13 protein-coding genes are annotated in these 19,716 nt (G+C 73.0%); 12 read left to right on the plus strand and 1 reads right to left on the minus strand.

The annotated features are described in order from the left end of the window. The first annotated feature begins 285 nt into the window (after nucleotides 1-285). The 12 genes from GXY15_02365 to GXY15_02420 are packed head-to-tail and all read left to right on the plus strand — an operon-like array spanning nucleotide 286 to nucleotide 18,072. Complete coding sequence (locus GXY15_02365; protein ID NLV40057.1) at nucleotides 286-1,563, plus strand: PQQ-binding-like beta-propeller repeat protein; 1,278 nt, start codon at nucleotides 286-288, stop codon at nucleotides 1,561-1,563. A gap of 37 nt (nucleotides 1,564-1,600) precedes the next feature. Further along, nucleotides 1,601-3,046, plus strand: coding sequence for a PQQ-binding-like beta-propeller repeat protein (locus tag GXY15_02370; GenBank protein NLV40058.1), 1,446 nt, complete (start codon nucleotides 1,601-1,603; stop codon nucleotides 3,044-3,046). Then, nucleotides 3,046-4,059: a hypothetical protein gene (locus GXY15_02375; protein ID NLV40059.1), complete on the plus strand. Its 1,014-nt coding sequence runs from the start codon at nucleotides 3,046-3,048 to the stop codon at nucleotides 4,057-4,059. Before GXY15_02370 ends, GXY15_02375 begins: the two co-directional genes overlap by 1 nt. 21 nt (nucleotides 4,060-4,080) lie before the next feature. Then, nucleotides 4,081-4,647, plus strand: coding sequence for a ferredoxin (locus GXY15_02380; GenBank protein ID NLV40060.1), 567 nt, complete (start codon nucleotides 4,081-4,083; stop codon nucleotides 4,645-4,647). Beyond that, complete coding sequence (locus GXY15_02385; protein ID NLV40061.1) at nucleotides 4,644-5,912, plus strand: 4Fe-4S binding protein; 1,269 nt, start codon at nucleotides 4,644-4,646, stop codon at nucleotides 5,910-5,912. The genes GXY15_02380 and GXY15_02385 overlap by 4 nt, the downstream gene beginning before the upstream one ends. Continuing rightward, nucleotides 5,899-7,686: a PQQ-binding-like beta-propeller repeat protein gene (locus GXY15_02390; GenBank protein NLV40062.1), complete on the plus strand. Its 1,788-nt coding sequence runs from the start codon at nucleotides 5,899-5,901 to the stop codon at nucleotides 7,684-7,686. Before GXY15_02385 ends, GXY15_02390 begins: the two co-directional genes overlap by 14 nt. A gap of 34 nt (nucleotides 7,687-7,720) precedes the next feature. Then, a complete protein-coding gene (locus GXY15_02395; GenBank protein ID NLV40063.1) occupies nucleotides 7,721-10,066 on the plus strand; it encodes a 4Fe-4S binding protein in 2,346 nt (781 codons plus the stop codon). 1 nt (nucleotide 10,067) lies between these two features. Then, nucleotides 10,068-11,579: an NAD(P)-binding protein gene (locus tag GXY15_02400; GenBank protein ID NLV40064.1), complete on the plus strand. Its 1,512-nt coding sequence runs from the start codon at nucleotides 10,068-10,070 to the stop codon at nucleotides 11,577-11,579. Next, nucleotides 11,576-12,871 carry a glycosyltransferase family 4 protein gene (locus GXY15_02405; protein NLV40065.1) on the plus strand — a complete coding sequence of 432 codons (1,296 nt, stop codon included), beginning with the start codon at nucleotides 11,576-11,578 and terminating at the stop codon, nucleotides 12,869-12,871. The genes GXY15_02400 and GXY15_02405 overlap by 4 nt, the downstream gene beginning before the upstream one ends. Then, the gene (locus GXY15_02410; protein ID NLV40066.1) at nucleotides 12,868-14,139 is read left to right on the plus strand and encodes a PQQ-binding-like beta-propeller repeat protein; all 1,272 of its coding nucleotides are present in this window, start codon (nucleotides 12,868-12,870) and stop codon (nucleotides 14,137-14,139) included. Before GXY15_02405 ends, GXY15_02410 begins: the two co-directional genes overlap by 4 nt. After that, nucleotides 14,129-14,812 carry an ABC transporter ATP-binding protein gene (locus GXY15_02415; protein ID NLV40067.1) on the plus strand — a complete coding sequence of 228 codons (684 nt, stop codon included), beginning with the start codon at nucleotides 14,129-14,131 and terminating at the stop codon, nucleotides 14,810-14,812. The genes GXY15_02410 and GXY15_02415 overlap by 11 nt, the downstream gene beginning before the upstream one ends. Then, on the plus strand, nucleotides 14,809-18,072 hold the full coding sequence (locus tag GXY15_02420) for an FtsX-like permease family protein (GenBank protein ID NLV40068.1): 3,264 nt from the start codon (nucleotides 14,809-14,811) through the stop codon (nucleotides 18,070-18,072). The genes GXY15_02415 and GXY15_02420 overlap by 4 nt, the downstream gene beginning before the upstream one ends. A gap of 148 nt (nucleotides 18,073-18,220) precedes the next feature. Here GXY15_02420 and GXY15_02425 read toward each other — a convergent pair whose 3' ends face one another. Continuing rightward, nucleotides 18,221-19,579, minus strand: a complete 1,359-nt coding sequence (locus tag GXY15_02425) for a hypothetical protein (protein ID NLV40069.1) — start codon at nucleotides 19,577-19,579, stop codon at nucleotides 18,221-18,223. Between the last annotated feature and the right edge of the window lie 137 nt (nucleotides 19,580-19,716).

A 19,716-nucleotide genomic window follows, 5' to 3' on the forward strand; every position in this document is an offset into this window, starting at 1 on the left:
GACGGGATGGACGATATGGACGGTATGGACGGTATGGACAGGGGGGGCGGGGTGGGCGCGGGGCGGTGGGTGGCGGGTGGGCGGTGGTGGCGGGCGGTGGTGGGTGGTGGGCGGCGGTGGGTGGGGGGGGCTGGCGGTGGGTGTTCTTTGTCCATACCGTCCATTTCGTCCATATCGTCCATTCTGTTCCCGTCCTCTGCAAAACCCCGCGGGGTCTTGCAGGGTCCAATTTTGTATAATGGGAATCTGTGCCGGTTTGGCACCAACCTGGAAAGGTCTCGACAGATGCGGGATTTGCGGATCGTTGGATGGGTGCTGTGCGGCGTGCTGGCGGTGTGCCCGGCGTTTGCGGGGGACTGGCCGCAGATGGGGGGCCCGGACCGCAACAACCTCTCCTCCGAAACCGGGCTGGCGCGGGAATGGCCTTCGGCGGGGCCGAAGGTGCTGTGGACCGTGCCGCTGGGGGCCGGGTACGCCTCGCCGTCGGTGCGGGACGGGGAGGTCTATGTGCTGGACCGCGAGGGCGACACGAAGGACATCCTGCGCTGCTTCGCCCTGGACTCGGGCCAGGAACTGTGGACTTTCGCCTATGACGCGCCGGGGAACGTGCCCCACGGCGGGTCGCGCACGGCACCGACGGTGACGGAGACGCATGTTTACACCGTGGGCCTCTTCGGCGACTTCCTGTGCGTGGACCGCAAGACGCACGCGCCGGTGTGGCAGCGGAACATCCTGAAGGAGAACGGCCTGGGCGTGCCCATGTGGGGGGTGTCGCAGGCGCCGCTGCTCTACGGCGACCTGGTGATCGTGGCGCCGCAGGCGCCGGAGGCCTTTGTGGCGGCGTACAACCAGGCCACGGGCGAGCCGGTGTGGAAGACCTCCTCCCTCGGCGTGGTGGGCTACTCGACCCCGGTGCTGGCGAAGCTCTGCGGCGTGGACCAGATTCTCCAAGTCGGCGCCTCCACGAAGGGCGGCGAGACGAAGGGCCTGACGGCGGGCATCTCGCCGGTGGACGGCAAGATCCTCTGGACCTATGACGGCTGGCAGTGCTCGATCCCGATCCCGTTCCCGACGGCGCTCCCGGGCGACCGGGTGTTCATCACGGGGGGCTACAAGGCGGGCTCGGCGATGCTCCAGATCGCGCAGACGGACGGCGCGTGGACGGCGACGGAGCTGTGGAAATCCGCCGACATCGGCAGCCAGATCCAGCAGCCGCTCTTCTTCGGGGACCACCTGTACCTCAACAGCAACTCCAACGAGCGCGAGGACGGCATGATGTGCCTCGCTCTCGACGGCACGATCACCTGGAAGACGAAAGACTCGTGGTTCACGAACACCTTCGAGCGCGGGCCGCTGCTGCTGGCGGACGGGCTTGTCTTCAACCTGGACGGCAAGAAGGGGACGCTGCACCTGGTGGCGCCGTCGCCGGAGGAATTCAAGGAGCTGGGAAGCGTCAAGATTCTCAGCGGCAAGGAAATCTGGGCGCCCATGGCGCTCTCCAACGGCAAACTTCTCGTCCGCAGCCAGTCGGAGATGAAGTGCCTGGACGTCGTGAACCCCTGACCCCGGGGCTTCCCGCATCCCCAAGAAAGAGCATGAAGTGACCCCTCGGCAACGCTACACGCTGCTGGCCGCGGCGCTGCTGGTTCTGGCCGCCGCCGTCGCGGGGGCGGGCCTGTGGCGGGTGCTGTCCAGCCGCCCCCCCGCCGCCGCCGTCGCCCTGCGGCTGCCGGGGAACGACGCCGCGCCCGCGGACCGCTCCGGCGACGGCGCCGCCGTGGACCTCGCGGGCGCTTTCCGCGCGGGCGAGGGGACGCCGTCGGCCCTGCCGGGATACTGGCCGCGGTTCCGGGGCGCGGGCCTGGACAACATCGCCAAGGACGCGCCGCCGCTGGCGGACGCGTGGCCCGCCGAGGGGCCGAAGGTGCTCTGGCGGATTCCCGTGGGCGAGGGCTACGCCGGGGCCGCCGTGGCCAACGGCCGGGTCTACCTGGCGGACTACGACGAGAAGACCCGGGCGGACGCCGTGCGCTGCCTCTCCCTGGACGACGGCCGCGAAATCTGGCGCCGGTCCTACCGGATCACGGTGAAGAAGAACCACGGCATGAGCCGCACCGTGCCGGCCGTCACGGAGCAGCACCTGGTCTCCATGGGGCCGCGCTGCCATGTGGTCTGCCTCGACCCCGCCACGGGCGACTTCCGCTGGGGGCTGGACCTCCAGAAGGACTACGGCACCAAGGAGCCCCTCTGGTACACGGGCCAGTGCCCGCTGGTGGAGGACGGCCGCGCGATCCTCGCGCCCTGCGGGCCGGAGGTGTTGATGATGGCCGTGGACTGCGCCACGGGACAGGTGCTCTGGAAGGCGCCCAACCCCGACGGGTGGAACATGTCCCACGCCTCCGTCTTCCCCATGACCCTCGCCGGACGCCGCATGTACGTCTACGCCGCCGTGGGCGGCGTGGCGGGCGTTTCCGCCGAGCCGGACACGGCGGGCGCCCTGCTCTGGCGCGTGCCGTGGAAGGCCCGCGTCGTGGCGCCTTCCGCCCTGGCCATCGGGCCGGACCGCGTGCTGTGCCTGGCGGGCTACGGCGAGGGCGGCCTGATCCTCAAGATCGCGGCGGAGGGCGGCGCGTTCACCGCCGCCGTGGAGTCCGCCTACTCGCCGAAGGACGGCATCGCGTCGGAGCAGCACACGCCCATTCTGCACGACGGGCTGCTCTACGCCATCCTGCCCAAGGACGCGGGCGGCCTCCGCGCGCAGTTCGTCTGCCACCGCCCGGACAACACGCTGGTGTGGTCCAGCGGCTCCGGGGAGCGCTTCGGCCTCGGCCCCTTCCTGCTGGCGGACGGCAAGTTCTTCGTGATGGACGACGAGGGGACCCTGTCGCTCCTGCGGCAGAGCCCGGAGCGGTTTGAGCTGCTGGCGCGGGCGAAAGTGCTCAACGGCCACGAGTCCTGGGGGCCCATGGCCCTCGCGGGCGACCGCCTCCTCCTGCGCGACTCGATGGAGATGGCCTGCGTGTTCGTCGGAAAGGAGGGGCCCTGATGGACCAAAAGCCCCTGATCCCCCGGTGGGCGTGGACCGTGCTGGCCGCCGCCGTGCTGGCCGCCGTGGTTGCCCTGTTTCTCACGGGGAAGCCCAAGGAGCCGGGGCCGTCCTTCCGCTTTGACACGTCGAACTTCGAGAAGACCGGCGCGGCGCAGAAACGCTTCCGCGAGACGGCGCGCTTCGCCCTGGACCTGGCGAACCCGACGGGCCTCGCCGCAACGGCGGACGGCGGCCTCCTCGTCTGCGGCGAGAACACCCTGCTCGTCCTCGACGCCGCCGGAAAGGAGACGGCACGGCACGCGGTCGCGGGCACGCCGGAATGCGCGGCCCAGGGGCCGGACGGCCGCATCTATCTCGGCATGCGCCGCCGCGTGGTCGTGCTGGACGCGGCCGGGGCCGTGGCGGCGGAGTGGCCGGAGGGGAACGAGCGCGCGTACCTGACGAGCATCGCGGCGGACACGGACTGCGTGTACGCCGCCGACGCGGGCAACCGCGTGGTGCTGCGGTACGGGTTCGACGGCGCGCTGCTCGGCGAGATCGGGCGGCGCGACGCGGCCCGGGAGATTCCCGGGTTCGTGGTGCCCAGCCCGCATTTGGAGGTGGCGCTGGACCCCATGACGGGCCTGTGGGCGAACAACCCCGGCCGCCACGGCCTGGAGCAGTACCGGCCCGACGGGTCGCTGGCCAGCTCGTGGTACCGCGCGGGCATGACGATTGAGGGGTTCTGCGGGTGCTGCAACCCCATGGCCATCGCGTTCCGCGCGGACGGGTCCGTGGTGACGGCGGAGAAGGGGCTGGTGCGGATCAAGGTTCTCGCGCCGGACCAGTCGCTGGCGGGGGTGGTGGCGCTGCCGGAGGATTTGGGCGCGGCGTCCGGCGAGGCGGCCGCGGCGGAGGACAACGCGCCGGTGCGCGACCTCGCGGTGGACGCGCGGGGGCGCATTCTGGCGCTGCACGGCCCCTGGAGGGCCGTGCTGGTGTATGAGGAAGAGCAAGACGCGGCCGGGTGACCGGCGGCGGGAGGCTTTGCCATGGACAAGAAAGACGCGGACTTCGACCGGCGGGACTTCCTGCGGGCGGCGGCGGTGGTTGCCGCGGGCGGCGGCGCGTGGCTGGCGGCGGGCGCGGGGCAGGCCGGGCGGATGGTCTGGCAGATTGACCCGGCGAAATGCACCCAGTGCGGGCGCTGCGCCACCACCTGCGTGCTGAACCCCTCGGCGGTGAAATGCGTCCACTCCACGGAAATCTGCGGGTTCTGCGACCTGTGCGGCGGCTACCTCCTGCCCACGGCCAAGGCGCAGGACACGGGGGCCGAGAACGAGCTGTGCCCCGTGGCCGCGCTGAAGCGGAGATATGTGGAGGAGCCCTTCTTTGAGTACACGGTGGACGAGGATTTGTGCGTTGGCTGCGCCAAGTGCGTCAAGGGCTGCGCCCAGTTCGGCAACGGGTCCCTCCACCTCCAGATCAAGCGCGACCTCTGCCTGAACTGCAACGAGTGCGCCATCGCGCGGAACTGCCCGTCGAAGGCGGTGGCGCAGATCCCCCTGCGCGAGGCCTACCGCGTCAAATCCTTCGGCGCGCCGGAGGCCGGCAAATGAGGCGCGCCTTCCTGACATGCGCCGTGCTGGTTGTTCTGGCGGGCGGGGCCTGGGCGGAGTTCCGCTTCCCCATGCCCGAGTTCGAGTCGGGCTACACCCGCCCGCCCATGCACCTGCCGCCGCCGGCCGTCACGTCGCCGCTGGTGGACGTCGCGCTCCTGGGCGGGCTGATGGCGGTGACGGCGTGGGCCGTCGTGAAGCGCCGGTCCCGCGCGTGGGTGCTGTCGGTCTGCGCGGTGTCCGTCCTCTACTTCGGGTTTTACCGCAAGGGCTGCGTTTGCTCCGTCGGCTCGCTGCAGAACGTGCTCGACGCCTTCATCGGGTCGGGGCTTGCGGTGCCCGTGGTGGTGTCCGTGTTCTTCCTGCTGCCGCTGGTGTTCGCCCTGTGGTTCGGGCGCGTGTTCTGCGCCGCCGTGTGCCCCCTGGGCGCGCTGCAGGAGCTGTGCGCCGTGCGGCCCGTGCAGGTGCCGCGCGCGGCGGAGCAGGTGCTGGGCCTGCTGGCCTACGCCTACCTCGGCCTCACCGTGGTGGGCGTCGTCACGGGGAGCGGCTTCCTCATCTGCCGCTACGACCCGTTTGTGGGCTTCTTCCGCCTCGGCGGCGAGCTGAACCTGCTGCTGGCCGGGGGGCTCCTGCTGGCGTCGGGGCTCGTGATCGCGCGGCCCTACTGCCGCTGGCTCTGCCCCTACGGCGTGCTCCTGCGATGGGTGTCCATGGTGTCCAAATGGCACGCCGCGGTGACCCCGGCGTCCTGCATCCAGTGCCGCCTGTGCGAAAGCGCGTGCCCTGTGAACGCCATCGAGTTCCCCACCCCGGCGGACCGTCCCGAGCGGCGCGGCGCGGGGGTGCGGCGGATGCTGGTGCTGGGGGCGGCGCTGCCGGTGGTGCTGCTGTTCGCGGCCGGCGCGGGGTGGAGCGCCCACGGCTGGCTCGCGCGGATGCACCCCGTTGTGCGGCTGGCGGACCGGGTGGCGGCGGAGGACGCCGGGCGCGTCACGGGCACCACGATCGACAGCGAGACCTTCCGCGCGGGGCAGCAGCCCGTGGCGGAGCTGTACGCGGAGGCCGCCGGGCTGGAGGAGCGCTTCAAGGGCGCGGGTGCGGGCTTCGGCGCGTTCATGGGGCTGGTCGTCTGGGGCCGGGTGCTCCGGCTGTCGCGCGTCCGCGTCCGGAAGGACTACGAGATAGACAAGGGGGCCTGCGTGAGCTGCGCCCGGTGCTTCGCCTACTGCCCCGTGGAGAGGGAATCCGATGCCCAAGCCTGACCCGAAGCCGAACCGCTTCGCCGCCAACCCGCCCGCGTGGCGGCTGTCCGTGGCCGTGGCCGCGGTCGCCGGGGCCTTCTGCCTCGTCGTGTCCGCCCTGCTCGTGCTGAACTATGTGCAGGTGCAGCGGACCAGCCCGCTCGACAACCCCGAACTCCTCGCGCTGCGCGCGAAACTCGTGGAGGCGACGGGCGACGACACCGCCGCGCTCGTGGAACAGGTCCGCGTGCTGGATCTGCTGGCGCGCGGCGCGCTGTTCACCAGCCAGGAAACGCTCCGGACCGGCGCGTGGGCGCTGCTGGCCGGGGCCGTCGTGCTGGTCGCGGCGCTGCGCCTCGCGGCGCGGTTCCGCCCCCTGCCGCCCGTGGCGCCCTTTGCGCCGCCGCCGCCCGAGGGCGCCTACTGGCTCACCCGCGCCCGCGCGCGGGAGCTGGCGCTGTTCTTCGGCGGGCTGTGGGTGGTCGCGGCGGTGCTCGCCGCGCTGTTCACGCCGACGGGCTTCCGCGAAGCCGCCCCCGGGGCCGCGCCCGCCGGGGACCAGGCCGCCGCCGCGCCGGACACGGGCGGAGAGGCCGCGCCCGCCGCCGCCGCCGCGTTCCCCTCGTGGGACGAGGTGAAAAAGCAGTGGCCGAACTTCCGCGGCCCCGAGGGCACGGGCATCGCGCAGGTGGCCGCCGCGCCCACGGCGTGGAACGTGGAGACGGGCGAGAACATCCTGTGGAAGACCGAGGTGCCGCTGCCGGGCTTCAGCTCCCCCGTGGTGTGGGACGACCGGGTATACCTGACGGCGTCCGACGAAACGACGCGCGCGGTCTACTGCTTTGACGCAAACACGGGGGAGAAGCGCTGGGAGTATGCCGTGGGCGACCTGCCCGGATCCACGGGCGCGCTGCCGAAATACAACGAGGAGACGGGCTTCGCCGCGCCGACCATGGCGCTCCAGGGCGACCTCGCCTTTGCGATCTTCTCCACCGGCGAACTGGTCTGCCTCGACAAGGAGGGGAAACTCGTCTGGGGGAAACACCTCGGCGTGCCGGACAACCACTACGGCCACTCGTCGTCCCTCATCGTGTCGGAGGGCGTGCTGGTGGTGCAGTATGACCAGAAGAAGGATCCGAAGATTTTCGGGTTCAACATCGCCGACGGCTCGGAGGCGTGGGTCATCGCGCGCGAGAAGATTTCCTGGGCGTCGCCCATCTGCCCCGAAACGCCCCTGGGCCGCATGCTCATCGTGAACTCCAGCAAGGACGTCGCGGGCTACGCGCCCGCCACGGGCAAACTGCTGTGGCAGGTGAAGTGCCTCGACGGCGAGGTCGCCCCCAGTCCCGCCTACGGCGGCGGCGTGGTCTTTGTCGCCAACGACTACGCCATGGCGACGGCGCTGCGCCTGGGCGGCGCGGCGGACGCGGTGACGGCGGAGATGATGTGGGAGTACGACGAGGTGCTTCCGGACACGTCGAGCCCCCTGGTGACGGAGAAATACGCGTATCTCGCCACGGCGCGGGCGGAAATCTCCTGCCTGGACCGCGAGACGGGGGCGCAGGTGTGGCTCCAGGAGCTGGAGGACGGGTTCCAGGCGTCGCCCGTCCTCGCGGGAGGAAACATCTATCTCGTGGACATGATGGGCGTGATGACCCTCTTCGCGGAGGGCCCGGAATACAAACAGACGGCGAGCATCCCGATGGGCGAGGAGGCGGGCGCGACCCCGGCCTTCACCGAGGGGCGCATGTTCGTGCGCACGGCGAAACACCTGTACTGCATCGGCGGGAAGTGACATGACGGAAGCCGAACTGAGGGAAGTGGACGGAATGATTGAGGCGTGCGGCCGCGGGCCGGACGCGCTGGTGCCGCTGTTGCAGGCGGTCCAGCACCGGTTCCGCCACCTGCCGGAGGAGGCCCTGCGCCGCATCTGCGAGACAACGGAGATCCGCGCGGCGGACGTGGACGCCGTGTCCACCTTCTTCCCCCATTTCCGGCGGACCCCCGCGGGGAAGCACACCGTGTCCGTGTGCGACGGAACGGCCTGCCACCTCAAGGGGGCGGACGAGGTGTACGACGCCGTCCGGGACGCCCTGGGCATCCCCCCGGAGGACGACACGGACGCCGACCGCCTCTTCACGGTGCAGAAGGTGCGCTGCCTCGGCTGCTGCACCCTGGCCCCGGCGGTCCAAATTGACCACGTGACCTACGGCCACATCACCCGCGAAAGCGCGCCCGCCATGCTGCGGGCCTTCCTCGCGCAGGAGGCGGCGGGCGGCGCGGCCGCGCGCGGCGAGTCGCTTTCCGCCGCGCCCGACGGCGCGCCGGAAATCCGCGTGGGCCTGGGGTCGTGCTGCGTGGCCGGGGGCAGCGCGCGCGTGCGCGACGCCGTGGAGGACACCCTCCGCCGCCACGGGCTGTCCGCAAGCCTCAAGCCCGTGAGCTGCGTCGGCATGTGCCACCAGACCCCCCTGCTCCAGATCGTGCTGCCGGGGGAACCCGTCATCACCTACGCCAAGGTGTCCGAGGACGACGTGGCGCCGCTGCTGCTTCAGCACCTCGCGCCCGCGAACCCCCTGCGCCGCGCCGGGGCCGCGCTCTCGCGCTGGGCCGGCCGCCTCTACGACGGCGGCGCGTCCTCCCCCGGCTGCTGCTCCCTCGGCGAAGACCACCCGTCGCTCCTGTCCTTCCTCGGCCCGCAGCGCCACATCGCCACGGAGTTCTGCGGCGAGCTGGACCCGTCCTCGCTGGAGGACTACCGGGCGCGCGGCGGCTTCGAGGCCCTGCGGAAATGCCTCCAGGCGACGGGCGGCCCGGCGGTGGACGGCGGCTTCGCGGACCCGGAGGCCGTCATTGCGGAGATCGAGCGCGCGGGCCTGCGCGGCCGCGGCGGCGCGGGCTTTCCCACGGGCCGCAAATGGCGCGCCGTGCGGCAGGCGGAGGGGGCGGAGAAGGTGGTGGTGTGCAACGGCGACGAGGGCGACCCGGGCGCGTTCATGGACCGCATGATCCTGGAGTCCTACCCCTTCCGCGTCATCGAGGGCATGCTCATCGCGTCCGTCGCCGCCGGGGCGCGGCGCGGCGTCTTCTACATCCGCGCCGAATACCCGCTGGCGGTGGCCCGGGTGCGCCGGGCCATCGCGGTCTGCGAAAAGGCGGGCATTCTGGGCGAGAACATCCTGGGCAGCCGCCACGCCTTCCGCGCCGAGGTGCGCGAGGGCGCGGGCGCCTTCGTCTGCGGCGAGGAGACGGCCCTGCTCGCGTCGCTGGAGGGCCGCCGGCCCACGCCGCGCTTCCGCCCGCCCTTCCCCGCGCAGCGCGGGCTCAACGGCCTGCCCACGCTCATCAACAACGTGGAGACCCTGGCGGTGACGCCGTGGATCCTCCGCCACGGCGCGGACGCCTTCACGGCGCTGGGCACGGAGGGCAGCCGGGGCACCAAGGTCTTCGCGCTGGCGGGCAAGGTGCGCCGGGGCGGCCTCATCGAGGTGCCCATGGGCGTCACCGTGCGCCGCATTGTGGAGGAGGCCGGCGGCGGCGTGAACGAGGGCCGCACCTTCAAGGCCGTGCAGGTCGGCGGGCCGTCGGGCGGCTGCATCCCCGACGCGCTGGCGGACCTGCCGGTGGACTACGAGGCCCTCACGGGCGCGGGCGCCATGATGGGCTCCGGCGGCATGGTCGTCATGGACGACACGGACTGCATGGTGGAGATGACGCGGTACTTCCTGTCGTTCACGCAGCTGGAGTCCTGCGGGAAATGCGTGCCCTGCCGCGTGGGCACGGCGCTCATGCTGGAAATCCTCACGCGCCTCTGCGGGGGGCGCGGCACGGCGAAGGACCTGGAGGAGCTGGAGCGCACGGCGGTGATGGTGAAGGCCCAGAGCCTGTGCGGCCTCGGCCGCACGGCGCCCAACCCGGTCCTCAGCGGGCTGAAGCACTTCCGGCACGAGTTCGAGGCCCATGTTGCGGGCCGGTGCCCGGCGCACCGCTGCAAGGCCCTCGTGACGTACAGCATCACGGACGCCTGCATCGGCTGCACCAAATGCGCCCAGGTCTGCCCCGCCGACGCCATCGCGCCGCTCCCCTACCAGGTCCACGAGGTGGACATGGGGAAATGCGTGCGCTGCAACGCCTGTTACGACATATGCCCCGCCGGGGCGGTAAAGGTGGAATGACATGCCGCGCCTGACGATCAACGGAATCGAAGTGGAGGTGGACGCCGGTGCCACCGTGCTCGACGCGGCCCGCAAAGCGGGCGCCGACGTGCCCACGCTCTGCCACTACGAAAAGACGGGCCCGCAGACGGCGTGCATGCTGTGTGTCGTGCGCGACGCCGCGGCGGACCGCCTGGTGCTCTCCTGCGCCCTCCCCGCCGCCGACGGCATGGAGATCGTCACCGACGACCCGGGTGTCTTCGCCGCGCGGCGGTCGGCTCTGGAACTCCTGATGAGCGAGCACGCCGGGGACTGCGAGGGGCCCTGCGAGCGTATCTGCCCCGCCGGCCTGCACATCCCGCTGATGCTGCGCACCGCGCAGTCCGGCGATGCGGCGGGCGCGGCCGCCCTCGCCCGCGGGGACCTGGTTTTCCCCGCGACCCTGGGCCGCATCTGCTCGGCCCCCTGCGAGCGCGTCTGCCGCCGCGCGCAGTACGACACGGCGGTCGCCATCCGCACCACCCACGGCGCCCTCGCCGAGGCCCACCCGCCCGCCGCCGCGCCGAAACCCGCGCCCTCCGGGCGCACCGTCGGCATTGTGGGGTCCGGACTCGCCGGGCTCGCCGCCGCCGCCGTCCTCGCGCGGCGTGGCCACGCCTGCACGGTCTACGAGAAGGCCGCGGACGCGTGCCCAGGACGGCGCGCCCTCGGCCCGGAGAAACTGCCGCCGGAAATCCTGGACGCGGAGATCGCCGCCGTCGCGGCGCTCGGCGTGGACCTCCGCTGCGGGACGGAGGTGGGTGGACGAAGTGGACAGGGGCAGGAGGAGGAGAAGCAGCTCACGATGGAGCGGTTGCTGGTGGCGCATGACGCGGTCATCATCGCCTGCGGGCTGGAAACGCCCGCGCAGGACCGCGTGTTCGTTGTTCCGGAGGAGGCGCTGGCGGTCCGCGCCGTCGGCGCGGGGAAGAACGCGGCCCTGCTGCTGCACTTCCTGTTCAGCATCGGCCGGTGGCCCTGCCCGGAGATCACGGCGCACCGCGACGCCCTGCGCCAGCGTCTGTTTAATTCCGCCCTCGGGCGGCTGGAGGACGGCGAGAAGGACGCCTACGCCGTGGAGTGGGTCCATGGCGGCCCCGAGCGCGGGGACAGCCCGGAGGCCGAGGCCGCCCGCTGCCTGCACTGCGACTGCATGAAGCCCGCGTCGTGCGGCCTCCGCGCCCAGGCGGCGGCGCACGGGCTCCCGACCCCCTTCCGCGGCGGCATCCCCCGCCTGAAGGTGGCGCCCGTCTTGCGCGCCGGGCGCATCCTTTTCGAGCCGGGCAAGTGCATCCGCTGCGGCATCTGCGTGGCCCTCACGCGCCGCCCCGGCGGCGGCCCCGGCATGGCCTTCACCGGGCGCGGGCTCGACTCGCGCGTCGGCCCGACGGCCGGCGCGACGCTCGCGGAGGCCCTGGGCGCCGAGGCGGAGGAGTGTGTGCGCGCGTGTCCCACGGGCGCGCTGGCCATTGAGAACGGGGAGACACCGCCATGAGAATCCTTTCGCTGGTGCCCGGAAGCGGCGGCACCTTCTACTGCCAGAACTGCCTGCGGGACCGCACCATGGTGCGCGCCCTGCGCCGTCTGGGGCACGACGTGGTCATGGTCCCCCTCTACCTGCCCATGTACGGCGGCGACACGGAGGTGGACACGCCCGCCCCGATCTTCTTCGGCGGCATCGGCGCGTACCTCCGCGAGAAAGTGCCCCTGCTCCGCCATGCGCCGGAGGGGCTGATGCGCCTGCTGGACGCCCCGGCGCTCCTGCGCTGGGCGGCGAAGCAGGAGGGCTCCACGCGCTCCGCGGACCTCGGCGCCATGACCCTCTCCATGCTCAACGGCGAGCGCGGCGGCCAGGCGGCGGAGATTGACCGGCTCGTGCGCTGGATCACGGAGCAGGAGCGCCCCGAGGTCATCCATGTGTCCAACGCGCTGCTGCTGGGCCTCGCGCCCCGTCTGCGGGAGGCGACGGGCGCGGCCATCGTGTGCAGCCTCCAGGACGAGGAGCCCTGGGTGGAGGGCATGGGCGCGCCGTTCACGGACCTCGTGTGGGACGCCATGCGCCGCCTCTCGGGCGAGGTGGCGCTGTTCCTCTCGACCAGCCGGTGGTACGCCGACCGGATGCGGGAGCGGCTCGGCCTTGCGGAGGGCCGCGTGCGCGTGGTGTGTCCCGGCGTGGACCCGCCCGCCGCCCCGGCGTGGACCGCGCCCCCGTCCCCGCCGACGGTCGGCTACCTCTCCCGCGTGCATCCCGCGCAGGGGTTTGACGCCCTGCTGGACGCCTTCACCGAACTGCGGCGCGACCCGCGCTTCGGCGCCCTGCGCCTGTCGGCCACGGGCGGCGTCACCCCCGCCGACCGCGCCTATGTCACGGCGGTGAAGGAGCGCCTGCAACGCGGCGGGCTGGCGGACGCCGTGGAGATCAACGAGTCCTTCTCCTCCGCGCCGGGCGCGGAGTTCTTCGCGCCCCTCAGCGTGCTGTCCACCCCCGCGCCGGACGGCGAGGCCTTCGGCCTCCAGATCGTGGAGGCCATGATCCGGGGGATTCCGGCGGTGCAGCCGCGCATCGCGGCGTACCCCGAGATTCTGGAGCAGGGCGGCGGCGTGCTCTACGACCCGTCCGTCCCCGGCGCGCTCGCGGAGGCCCTCGGCGGGCTGCTGTCCGACCCGGAACGCCTCCGCACCCTGGGCGCGGAGGCGCGCGGGATCGCCCTGGCGCGGTTCTCCGCCAACGCCGCCGCTCGGGAAACGCTCGCCGCCTGTGGGGCGGCCCGGGAGCTGCGGCCATGAGAAGAGTTGTCATTCCGATCCTCCTGCTGGTCGCGGCGGTCACCGTCGCGGCGGCGCTCTGGACGTTGCGCCCGTACCCCGCCGCAGACCCCGAAGAGGCCGCGCCCGCTTCCCCGTCCACAGCGTCCACTCCGTCCACCCCGTCCACCGACCCCGCCGACACCGGCGGCGACTGGCCCGGCTACCACGGCGGGCCGGAGCTGCGCGGCGCGGCCGACGCCGCATTCCCCGACGCGCTGGCGGTGAAGTGGCGCGTGAAGGCCGGCGCGCCGGTGCGCCAGACGCCGGTGGTGAAGGACGGCCGGATCTTCGCCGTGACGGCGCGGGGCGACGTGCTCGCCGTGGCGGCCGACGGCACGGAACTGTGGCGCGCGGAGTTGCGGCTGCCCGCCGAGGGGAACCCGGAACCCCTGCACATGCGCATCGAGGCGCCGCCCGTCGCCGTGAAGGACCTGCTGGTGGTCGGCACGGACGAGGGCATCCTCCTCGCGCTGGACGCGGCCACGGGCGCGGAGCGCTGGCGGCTGCCCCTGAGCGGCGGCGTCATCCGGGGCGCGCCGAACTACCTGCCAACCCTGGACCGCCTCTTTGTCATCGAGCAGTCCGCCGGCGCGCTGCTGTGCGTGAACCCCGCCGACGGCGCCGTGGTGTGGCGCGTGGAGGGCGTGGACCGCAGCGACGCCGCGCCTTCCGTGTCGGAACAGTTTGTCGTCTACGGAAGCTGCGCCGGGGCGCTGCATGTTTTCTCGCCGGAAAAGGGGGAGAAGCTGCGCGACATCAAAATCGAGGGGGACGGCCAGGTGGCGGGCGGCGCGGCCATGGAGGGGCCGCTGGTGTGGGCGGGCGCGCGCGGCGGCATGGTCGTCCACGCGAACCTGGAGACCGGGGAAATCCTCTGGGTGAACGAGGACATGGAGTCGGAGGTCTTCGGCACCCCCGCCGTGGCGGCGGACCGCGTGGTGGCCGTGTCCAACGACGGGTTCCTGTACGCCCTGGACCGCGCGGCGGGCACCCTGCTCTGGAAGCATGACACGCTGGGATTCCCCCTGTCGCCCGTCATCGCGGGGGACAGGGTGCTCTGCGCCGCCGACGGCACGCTGCTCCTCGTCGCGCTGGCGGACGGCAAAGTGCTGTGGTCGCAGGAACTGTCCGACGAGATCACCAGCCCCGCCGTGACGCGCGGCGGCATCTACCTCGGCACGGAGGACGGCGCGCTTGTGGCGTTGGGTCCGGCCCCGGCTGCGGAGGGTACGGTCAATGCCCCCTGAGCATCCCCTGCTGGAACTGCGCGGCGTGCGCCGCGCCTTTGACGGCCCCGCCGGATCCCTGCCCGTGCTCGACGGCGTGGACTTCACCCTGCGCGCCGGGGAGGCCGCCGCAGTCACCGGCCCCTCGGGCTGCGGCAAGAGCACGCTGCTCCAGCTCATGGGCACCCTCGACCGGCCCGACGCCGGACAGGTGCTCTTTGACGGCGCGGACACGGCGGGCCTCGGCCCCGACGCCCTCGCGGGCCTGCGCAACCGCACCATCGGCTTTGTCTTCCAGTTCCACCACCTCCTGCCTCAATGCACCGTGCTGGAGAACGCGCTGGTGCCCGTGCTGGAGCGCGCCCGCGCCGCCGAGGCCCGCGCGCGCGCCCTCGCGCTGCTGGACCGCGTGGGGCTGGCCGGACGCGCGGACCACCGCCCCGGCGAGCTGTCGGGCGGCGAGCGCCAGCGCGCCGCCGTGGTGCGCGCCCTCGTGAACCGGCCGCGCCTCCTGCTGGCCGACGAGCCGACGGGCGCGCTGAACGAGGCCGCCGCCGAGTCCCTCGCGGACCTGCTGGTGGGGCTCCAGCGGGACGAGGGCCTCGCGCTGGTCGTCGTGACCCACGCCCCCGCCGTGGCCCGCCGCTTCGGCGCGCAGTGGACCCTGCACAACGGGAAACTGGTGTCCGCATGAACCTCCGCCGCATGGCCGCGCGCGGCGTCCTCTGGCACCGCCGCATGCACCTCGGGCTGCTGCTCGGCGCGCTCCTCGCGTCCGCCGTGCTCTCGGGCGCCCTGCTGGTCGGCGCGTCCGTGAAGGGTACCCTGCGCGGCATCGCCCTCGCGCGGCTCGGCGGCGTGGAGGCCGCCCTCGACTGGGGCGACCGCCACTTCAGCGCGGATCTCGCGGACGCTGTGGCGGAAAACGGCGCGCGCCCGGCGGCCGCCGTGCTGTCCGCCCGCGCGACCGCCGCCCCGCCGGCCGGCACCGCCGGGGCGGGCGCCGCGCCGCAGCTCAACCGCGCGCGCCTCTACGGCGTGGACGCCGCCTTTGCGGCCTTTGCGGAGACCCCGGCGGCCTTTCCGAAGCTTGGGCCGCAGGAGGTGGCCGTGAACGCCGCCGTGGCCGAGCGCCTCGGCCTGAAGCCCGGCGACGACCTGACGCTGCGCATGCCGCGGCCCTCCGCCATGCCCCTCGATGCGCCCCTCGCGCGCGGCGGCGACCGCGACACCGTGGCGGCGCTGGTGACCGTGAAGGCCGTGCTGGACGAAGAAGCCCTGGGCCGCTTCAGCCTCGCCGCCGACCAGGCCATGCCCCTGAACCTCTTCGCCGACCGCGCGTGGCTCCAGGAACTGCTGGAACTCCCCGGCAGGGCGAACCTGCTGCTGGCCGGGGGCGACGCCGCCGGGGCGCAGGCCGCCCTGCGCGCGGGGTGGCGGCCGGAACAGGCGGGCTACTCCGTGCGCTCCGGCCCGGACGGGTGGATCCAGGTGGAGTCGGACCGCATCTTCCTGGAGGACGCCGTGCGGGAGGCGCTGGCGAACGCGCCGGTCCAGCCCACGCTGACCTATCTCGTGGACCGCATCACCCTCGGCGGCCGGAGCACGCCGTACTCCTTCGTGGTGGCGGCCCCGTCCTGCGATGCGCCGGAGGACGCCGCGTGCGTCTCCCCGTGGCTCGCGGAGACGCTGGGCGCGAAGCCCGGCGACCGCATCGAGCTGGCGTGGTCCGCGCCGGGGCCGGACAACACCTATGAGACCCGGCGCGGCGGCCTGGTGGTGCATGCCGTGCTGCCGGAGGCCGCGCTGGCGCTGGAGCGCGCCCTCGCGCCGCGCTTCCCCGGCCTGACGGACGTGGACACCTGCCGCGACTGGGACATCGGCATGCCCCTCGATGAGGAGGCTCTGAACGACCCGGGGAACGAGGCCTACTGGAAGGCCTTCGGCCAGACGCCGAAGCTGGTGGTGTCCTATGAGACCGGAAAACGCCTCTGGGGCAGCCGCTTCGGCGCCCTCACCGCCCTGCGGCTGAACCCCGCCAAATTGGACGAGGAGTCGGTGCGCGAGGCGCTGCGGCGGGAACTCGACCCGGCGAAAATCGGCCTCGCGTTCCAGCCCGTCCGCGAGACCGCCCTGCGCGCCGTGGACAAGGCGCTGGACTTCGGCGGCCTCTTCACCGGCATGAGCTTCTTCCTCGTCGTGTCGGCGCTGGTGCTGCTCGGCGTGGTCTTCGCCCACGGCGTGGAGCAGCGCGCGGGCGAGATCGGCGCGCTGCTGGCCGTGGGATGGACGCCCCGCCGCGTGCGGCGGCTCTTCCTGGCGGAGGCGGGGGCTTCGGCGGCGGTGGGCGCGGCGGCGGGCGCGGTCGCGGGCGGCGGCTACGCCTGGGCGCTGCTCGAGGGGCTGCGGCGCTTCTGGCCCGGCGCGGTGGCGGACACCCCGGTCCGCTTCCACCTGTCCGCGCAGCCCATGGTCACCGGCGCGGTGATCGCGCTGGGGTGCGCGCTGGCGGCCGTGTGGGTCGCGTCGCGCCGCGCAACACGGCGCGATGTGCGCGCCCTCCTCGCGGGCGCGCCCCCGGACGGCGCGGCGGGCCGGATGCGCGGCGGGCGCGCGGTGACGCTTGTTGCGTGGGCGGGCACCGCGCTCGCCCTGGGCGCGGCGGCGGCCCTGGTCGCCCTGCGCCCCGAGAACCCCTCGGGCATGTTCTTCGGGGTCGGCTTTCTGATGCTCGCGGCGCTGCTCGCGCACTACGCCAACTGGCTGGCGCGGCGCGCGCGGCGTTCTGCCGGGGACCTGCCCGGGGGACGGCGCCTGGCGGCGGCCCAGCTCGCGCGGCGCGGGGGTCGCAGCCTCGCCGTGGCCGCCATGACCGCCGCCGGATGCTTCCTGGTGCTGTCCACGGCGGCCATGCGCGCCAACCTCGCGCTCCACGCCGGGGAGCGCGCCTCCGGCACCGGCGGCTTCGCCGTCTTCGCCGAGACCACCCTGCCCACGCGCGGCGGCGCGGCGGCGGCCTTCGGCCTGCCGGAGGACGCCGTGGTGCCCCTGCGCGCGCGCGACGGCGAGGAGGCGGGCTGCCTCAACCTCAACCGCGCCCAGTCCCCGCGGCTGGCGGGGGTGAACCCCGCGCGGCTGGCGGCGAAGGGGGCCTTCGCCCCGCCCGGGACGGCGGAGGCGCTGTGGGGGCTGCTGGAGACGCCCCTGCCCGGCGGCGTGATCCCCGCGCTGGTCGGCGACTCGGACACGGCGATGTGGGGCCTTCAGGCGGCGACGGACCCCGTGACGGGCACGGAGCTGGAATACCTGACCGAGGGCGGCGAGAAGGTCCGCGTGCGCCTCGTGGGGCGGCTGCCCATGCGCCTGTCCGTGTTCCAGGGGATGCTGCTCGTGTCCGAACGCGACTTCACGCGCCTGTACCCCGGCGAGGTGGGGCACCGCATGTTCCTGCTGGAGGCGGACGGCGGCGGCGCGGCGGCCCTCGCCGCGCGGCTCAACCGGGAGCAGGCCCGCCTCGGCATGGAGGCCGTGCCCGCCCTCGACCGACTGCGCGCCTTCTACGCCGTCGAGACCGCCTACCTGTCCCTGTTCCTCGTGCTGGGGGGGCTGGGCATGGCCCTCGGCGCGGGCGGCGCGGGCGTCGTCATCCTCCGCAACCTCTACGAGCGCCGCGCCGAACTCGCCCTCTTCCACGCCCTCGGCTACCCGCCCGCCCTCGTGCGGCGGATGCTCCTCGCCGAGAACGCCCTCCTCGTGTCCGCGGGGGTGGGGATAGGCGCCGCCGCGGCGGCGGTCGCCGTTGCCCCCCTCGTGCTCCTCTCCGCCACCGGCGCGTCCCCGGCGGCCCTCGCCGCCGTGCTGTGCGCGATTCTTGCCGCCTACCTCCTCGCCGTGCCGCCCGCCGTCGGCGCGGGCCTAAGACGGGTCACCCCGGCGGCCCTCCGCGCGGAGTAGGGCGGGGGGAGGGGAAGAATGGACGAGATGGACTTTATGGACGGTATGGACGAAGAAGATTGAGAGGGCGGCGCGGGCAAACTTGGCGCGGTCGCCCGCTCAGTCCATATCGTCCATTCTGTCCATATCGTCCATTGCCCGGAGCCTGTTACTCTCCCGCCGGCTGAAACCCCGCGTTGGCCGCGGCGTCCCGCAGGGCCTTCACGATCCGCTCCTCGATGCTTTCGTCCCACTTGGCGGCCCAGCCGTAGATGAACTGGGCGGACTCGCCCTCGTAGCCGCCCTCGCGGACGATGGCGGCGGTGGGGACGTAGCTCACCTGGTCGTAGCAGTAGCCGAGGACGAAGGCGTCGTTGCCGAGGAGGGCCTTGGCGTGGACGGCGTAGTCCACCACGACCTCGCCGGTGAGGGCGACGAGCGGCAGGCCGCCGAGGTTCCAGCAGTGGACGGGATAGTCGTAGGTGGTCTTGAGCGCGCCGAGGGTGTCGAGGTCGCGCAGCAGGGTCAGCGCGGCCTCCTTCATGTAGCCCGAGGCCGTGGCGGCAATCTGCTCCAGCTCGGCGCGGGTCTTCGGCGTCTGGGTGGTGATTTTGGCCATGCTGAGGGCGGTGGCGAGTTTCGCCGGGAGGGGCCGCAGGTCGCCCGCCAGCGCGGCGTCCACGGCGGCGCCCAGCTCGCGCCCGTACTGCCGCGCGAGGGCGGCCTTCCTGCGGGGCAGCGGGTTCTGGTTCGCGCCGCAGCCCTGGAAGAACATCGCGACGGCCCCCGGGTGCGACTCCTCCACCGCGAGCTGGGCGAAGCCCGCGTAGTCGCCGCACCACTGGAGCGTGTCCAGCGTCGTGTTGTGGCAGGCGTAGCCGAAGAGCACGGCGCGCTCCGCGCCGTCCGCCCCCGTCACGCGCAGGACGGGCACGCTGTGGTCCGACGGCCCCTTCAGCTCGAAGACGGACAGGATTTCCGCCTCCTTGTTGTTGCGGCGGTTCACGGCGAAGCGCGTGACGCCCGCGCACGCCTCCAGCCGCGCGGGGGCCAGCGCCGCCAGCGCCTGGAGCCCCGCCGCCACCGTCTTCTCCACCAGCGACTCGGTGTAGGCGCGGATCTTCGCGCGCTCCGCGTCGTCCACGGGGTAGATGCACATGAGCGACCTGTCCACCACGGGCCCCGAGTGCGTGTGCGAGCTGTTCAGGATCACCTGGTCCGCCCGCAGGCCCGCCTCCTTTTCAAAGCGCACCAGCAGGCGGTCCGACACGGCCTTCGGGTAGCCGAGGATGTCGCTGGTGACCAGAAGCGCGCGGTTCCCGGCGGCATCCTCCAGCGCGAGGGCCTTCACCCAGAGCGGGTGGATCGTGCCGTTGGCCGGTTCCGTGCGCGCGGCGTAGCCCGCCATCCACAGGGGGCCGGGCGGCGTGATGTCCACCGCCGCGACCCCGGCCTTCCATTCCGGGGCGACGTTGGCCGCTGAAGCCGTGAAACACATCGCCGTGAGCAGCATTCCGCAGAGCAGCATTTTGGGAATCTCCTGTTTTCCCTGAGCATACCCCCCCGCCCCCGGCGATGCAACCGGGCATTCCGGGCACGAGATCGCTTCCGTCGCTTCGCTCCTTCGCGATGACGCGAACATGCGCGTTGTTGCGAAGACGGTGC

This window comes from Candidatus Hydrogenedentota bacterium (assembly GCA_012730045.1).
Taxonomy (GTDB): Bacteria; Hydrogenedentota; Hydrogenedentia; order Hydrogenedentales; family CAITNO01; genus JAAYBR01.

Bases quoted from the DNA above. Each gene is read 5' to 3' on its own strand.
- GXY15_02365 (NLV40057.1), top strand. From the start codon at position 286: ATGCGGGATTTGCGGATCGTTGGATGGGTGCTGTGCGGCGTGCTGGCG.
- GXY15_02375 (NLV40059.1), top strand. From the start codon at position 3,046: ATGGACCAAAAGCCCCTGATCCCCCGGTGGGCGTGGACCGTGCTGGCC.
- GXY15_02380 (NLV40060.1), top strand. From the start codon at position 4,081: ATGGACAAGAAAGACGCGGACTTCGACCGGCGGGACTTCCTGCGGGCG.
- GXY15_02385 (NLV40061.1), top strand. From the start codon at position 4,644: ATGAGGCGCGCCTTCCTGACATGCGCCGTGCTGGTTGTTCTGGCGGGC.
- GXY15_02390 (NLV40062.1), top strand. From the start codon at position 5,899: ATGCCCAAGCCTGACCCGAAGCCGAACCGCTTCGCCGCCAACCCGCCC.
- GXY15_02395 (NLV40063.1), top strand. From the start codon at position 7,721: ATGATTGAGGCGTGCGGCCGCGGGCCGGACGCGCTGGTGCCGCTGTTG.
- GXY15_02400 (NLV40064.1), top strand. From the start codon at position 10,068: ATGCCGCGCCTGACGATCAACGGAATCGAAGTGGAGGTGGACGCCGGT.
- GXY15_02405 (NLV40065.1), top strand. From the start codon at position 11,576: ATGAGAATCCTTTCGCTGGTGCCCGGAAGCGGCGGCACCTTCTACTGC.
- GXY15_02410 (NLV40066.1), top strand. From the start codon at position 12,868: ATGAGAAGAGTTGTCATTCCGATCCTCCTGCTGGTCGCGGCGGTCACC.
- GXY15_02415 (NLV40067.1), top strand. From the start codon at position 14,129: ATGCCCCCTGAGCATCCCCTGCTGGAACTGCGCGGCGTGCGCCGCGCC.
- GXY15_02420 (NLV40068.1), top strand. From the start codon at position 14,809: ATGAACCTCCGCCGCATGGCCGCGCGCGGCGTCCTCTGGCACCGCCGC.
- GXY15_02425 (NLV40069.1), bottom strand. From the start codon at position 19,579: ATGCTGCTCTGCGGAATGCTGCTCACGGCGATGTGTTTCACGGCTTCA.